General features: G+C 64.1%; 3 protein-coding genes and 3 pseudogenes. 5 read left to right on the top strand and 1 reads right to left on the bottom strand.

What is annotated here, in order from left to right; translation table 11 throughout:
- A pseudogene (locus U1769_RS24735) lies at positions 1-437 on the bottom strand (TonB-dependent receptor); the annotation flags it as partial.
- A 212-nt stretch (positions 438-649) separates the two neighbouring features.
- Here U1769_RS24735 and U1769_RS24740 point away from each other — a divergent pair.
- From U1769_RS24740 to U1769_RS24760, 5 genes and pseudogenes are all read left to right on the top strand, one after another.
- A pseudogene (locus tag U1769_RS24740) lies at positions 650-1,407 on the top strand (IS5 family transposase).
- Positions 1,408-1,482: 75 nt separating this feature from the next.
- Positions 1,483-2,592: an IS630 family transposase gene (locus U1769_RS24745; RefSeq protein ID WP_332720830.1), complete on the top strand. Its 1,110-nt coding sequence runs from the start codon at positions 1,483-1,485 to the stop codon at positions 2,590-2,592.
- 89 nt (positions 2,593-2,681) lie between these two features.
- A pseudogene (locus U1769_RS24750) lies at positions 2,682-3,445 on the top strand (IS5 family transposase).
- A 153-nt stretch (positions 3,446-3,598) separates the two neighbouring features.
- Entirely contained in the window at positions 3,599-3,946 is a 348-nt protein-coding gene (locus U1769_RS24755) for a gene transfer agent family protein (protein ID WP_443030453.1), read from the top strand.
- Positions 3,943-4,061 (top strand): phage tail assembly chaperone (locus U1769_RS24760; protein WP_332720832.1); only part of this gene is annotated, 119 nt, incomplete at its 3' end. The genes U1769_RS24755 and U1769_RS24760, both read left to right, overlap by 4 nt.

The following is a 4,061-nucleotide window of genomic DNA, read 5'->3' on the forward strand; positions in this document are numbered from 1 at the left end:
ACCCGCTGATCGGCGCGATAGCCCAGTTTCAGCGCTGCTTCTTCCGGCAGGATGTCGATACGCTCGATAGCCTCGGGCGGGATGTCGCGAATCTCTGCAAAGCCGGAAATGCGGCGCCCGCTGAGCAACAGCACCGGCCCGCCCCCATCGCGACCTCGTCCGCTGCGCGTCTGGGGCTCCAGCTCGGTGAGCAATTCCGCAAGCGACCCGACGCCATATGCCCGGATATCGGCAGGGTTCAGCACCAGCTCAGGCTTGACGTCGCCCGCCACAGCGCCACGCAGCTGGCCGGTAACGACCACCTCCTCGGCCTCATCCTCGACGACCTCGCCGCCCGTATCGGACGGCGTCTCGGCTTCCTCCTGTGCTGGAGCCTCCTGTGCTTGAGCCGACACATCCTGCGCCGCCGCCATCGCCGTGGGCGCTACCGTCGTCATCAATCCCGCAAAAAACCACACGCGCCGCATTCGTAACTCCCGAACCTGCCGATATTTGATCGACGAACGCGCGATAGCCGTGATTTGTCGCAAAATTGTGCCGCTGCGAACAAAAGCGCGAGAAAGCGCCTCTAGGCCGGATCGACATTCAGGATTCCCAAAGTGCTTGATGTGTGATTCATGAGGTTCCGTGTTGGGACGCGGAGCGAACGATGGGGATCAAGCGGTACGAGTTGAACGAAGCACAATGGGCGAGGATCGCGCCGTTGCTGCCCGGCAAGGCGAGCGATCCCGGGCGGACGGGCTCTGATAACCGCTTGTTCGTGAACGGATGTTTGTGGGTATTGCGCTCGGGCGCACACTGGTGCGACCTGCCGGAGCGTTACGGTCGCTGGAAGACGGTGCATCAGCGGTTCAGCCGGTGGTGCCATGGCGGTGTCTGGGAGCGTGTGTTCGACACGCTCACGGCCGACCGGGACAACACCTATCTCATGCTCGACAGTACCATCGTTCGCGCCCACCAGCAGGCAGCGACCGGAAAAGGGGGGCCAAGGACCAGGCGCTGGGGCGTTCCCGAGGTGGACTGACGACCAAGGTTCATATGCTGGCCGACACGTTCGGTAGGCCGTTGCGCTTCCAGATCACGGCTGGTCAGGCGCACGACATCACCGCTGCTGCCGATCTCCTGAAAGGGCACAAGGCCAAGGCGGTACTCGCCGACAAAGCCTATGACAGCAACGACTTGCGTGAGCTGATCGCCGGCATGAAGGCCGAGGCGGTGATCCCGTCCAAGCGGAACCGCAAGGTCTTCATCCCCCACGACGAAGCCGTCTACAAACACCGCAACCAGATCGAACGATGCTTTGGCCGCCTGAAGCACTTCAGGCGCTTCGCCACCCGCTACGATCGCCGGACCATCCACTTCACCGGCTTCGTCCATCTCGCCGCTGCCATGATATGGCTTCGGTGAATGTCGATCCGGCCTAGTCATCTGGAACTGAAGTAAGTTACATTGTATAATGCGTTTTCCGAGAGGGAGGCGTTGATGGCTAACGCATTTTCGAAGGGTCGTCCGATTGAGCCGTTGGTGGTGACGGCGGAGGAGCGTGCGTATCTTGAGCGACAGGTGCGGCGGCACCGGGTATCGCGCTCGCTTTCAGAACGATGTCGGATTATTCTGCGCTGCGCCGACGGTTTGCAGAGCAAGGTCGTGGCGACCGAGCTTGGCGTTCACGAGCACACGGTGGGCAAGTGGCGCCGGCGCTTCTTGGCCGATCGTATTGACGGGCTGCTCGACGAAGCGCGCCCCGGCAGGCCGCGCACGATCGGCGACGATCAAGTTGCTGCCGTGATCGAGCGGACGCTGCGCACGACGCCTGCCGATGCCACGCACTGGTCGATCAGGTCGATGGCGGCAGAGACGGGCTTTTCGCACACGACGATCCGCCGGATGTGGAACGCGTTCGGGTTGCAACCGCACCGTAGTCAGACCTTCAAACTATCGAGCGACCCGCTGTTCGTCGACAAGGTGCGCGATATCGTCGGGCTTTATTTGTCGCCGCCGACCCGCGCGATCGTCCTCAGCGTCGATGAGAAGAGCCAGATCCAGGCGCTCGACCGCGAGCAGCCGGTGCTACCTATGATGCCGGGAATTCCGGAGCGCCGGACCCATAGCTATGTGCGGCACGGGACGACATCGCTGTTCGCAGCGCTCGATATCGCCTCGGGCTTCGTCATCGGCAAATGCTACAAAAGGCACCGCGCAACAGAGTTCCTCGACTTTCTCAAGCAGATCGACCGGGCGGCACCTGACGGGCTCGACGTCCATATCGTCATGGACAATTACGCCACCCACAAAACTGCCAAAGTGAGGGCTTGGCTCGCCCGCCGTCCGCACTATCACGTGCACTTCACGCCGACATCGGCGTCATGGATCAATCAGGTTGAGCGCTGGTTCGCCGAGTTGACCAGAAAGCAGCTGCAGCGCGGCGTCCACCGTTCGACCGGCCAGCTCGAAGCCGACATCCTCACCTTCATCGACCGGCATAACGAACGCCCGAAGCCGTACAGATGGACCAAATCCGCCGACGAAATCCTCGCCTCGGTCAAGCGGTTCTGCCAAAAAACCGAGCAAAACTTATGTGGCGAATTTTAGATTCACATGACTAGGCTCCGTACTCAATAAGGTTGCGGTATCGAGCGACGGCTGATTCAAGGTTTTCTGCTGCTAGCGGGAGGCGTTGGATGGGACGGCAACTGACATGGTTGAGCGATGCGGAGTGGGTGACGATCGAGCCGTTGCTGCCGAGGGGCCGCAAGGGAGCGCGCAGGGTCGATGATCGGCGGGTAATCTCGGGCATCGTCCACATGCTGCGGATCGGCGCGCGGTGGCGCGATTGTCCGCCCGAGTACGGGCCTTACACGACGATCTACAACCGCTTCCACCGCTGGAGCCAGCAAGGCGTGTGGTTCGCAGTGTTCGAGGCGCTGACTGGATATAGCGGGGTGTGGGGATCGGTCGCGATCGATTCGACCAGCATCAAGGTCCACCGCTCGGCGGCAGGCGCAAAAGGGGGGCCTTCGCGCAAGGCATCGGCACCTCGCGCGGCGGACGCACCAGCAAGATCCACGGGCTGACCGACGCCGCCGGGCGTCCGCGCATCCTGCTGATCTCGCCCGGCAACCTCTCCGACATGACCATGGCGCCGGCGCTGATCGAAGCCGCCCGCGGCCGCTTCGACAAGCTGATCGCCGACCGCGGCTATGACAGCAACGCCATTCGCGCCGCCATCCAGGCCCAAGGCGCCGAGGTCGTCATCCCGCCGACCCGAGCCCGCAAGGCGCCCATTCCCTACGATCGCGATGTGTATCGCACTCGCAACCTCGTCGAACGCCTCTGGTGCCGCCTCAAAGACTGGCGCCGTATCGCCACCCGATACGACAAGCTCGCCACCAACTACATGGCCGGCGTCTTCCTCGCCGCCTCTATTACTTTCTGGTGCAATTGAGTCCGGAGCCTAGCCATAGTGCGGGCAGGGCGAGGCGGCGCATGGGGCGACCCTAGGTGGCGCGCGGTGGAGCGGCAAGGCAGGGGCTGCCCTCACCGTTCCGCCGCTTTGCGGCTCCCTCCAGTGTCGGGTCGGCCATGCCCCCGGCATGGCCTGGACAGCGCGGGGCGCTGTCCACCCGATGCGCCCGGTGGGAGAGGGAATATCGCGCGGGGCGAGGCTTCGCTGCGAGTGGCGGGGTGTGAGCTGGTGTTGCGGCCTTCGTTTGCGGCGTTGGTTGCGGCTGAGGGGGAGCTGGGGCCGTTGTTCGCGCTGGTCGAGCGGGCGGCCGAGGGGCGGCTGGGGCTGGGCGAGATGGTGGCGTTGTTCTGGCATTGCTTGCGCGAGGTGCCCGAGGGGATGACGCGGGAGGCGTTTGGCGAGGGGGTCGCGGCGGGCGGGCTGGCAGCGGCGACGCCTGCGCTGAAGATGCTGCTTGGGCAGATTTTGGCCGGCAGATGACCCGGTTTGCGGAAGCCGCCGTGCGGCTGGCGGGGCAGGCGGGGGTGGCGTTCGGGTGGACGCCGGACGTGTTCTGGCGGGCGACCCCCGCCGAATTGCTGGCGCTGGTGCGTGT

The sequence above is a fragment of the Parasphingomonas zepuensis genome (genome assembly GCF_036663735.1).
In the GTDB taxonomy this organism is placed as follows: Bacteria; Pseudomonadota; Alphaproteobacteria; order Sphingomonadales; family Sphingomonadaceae; genus Sphingomonas.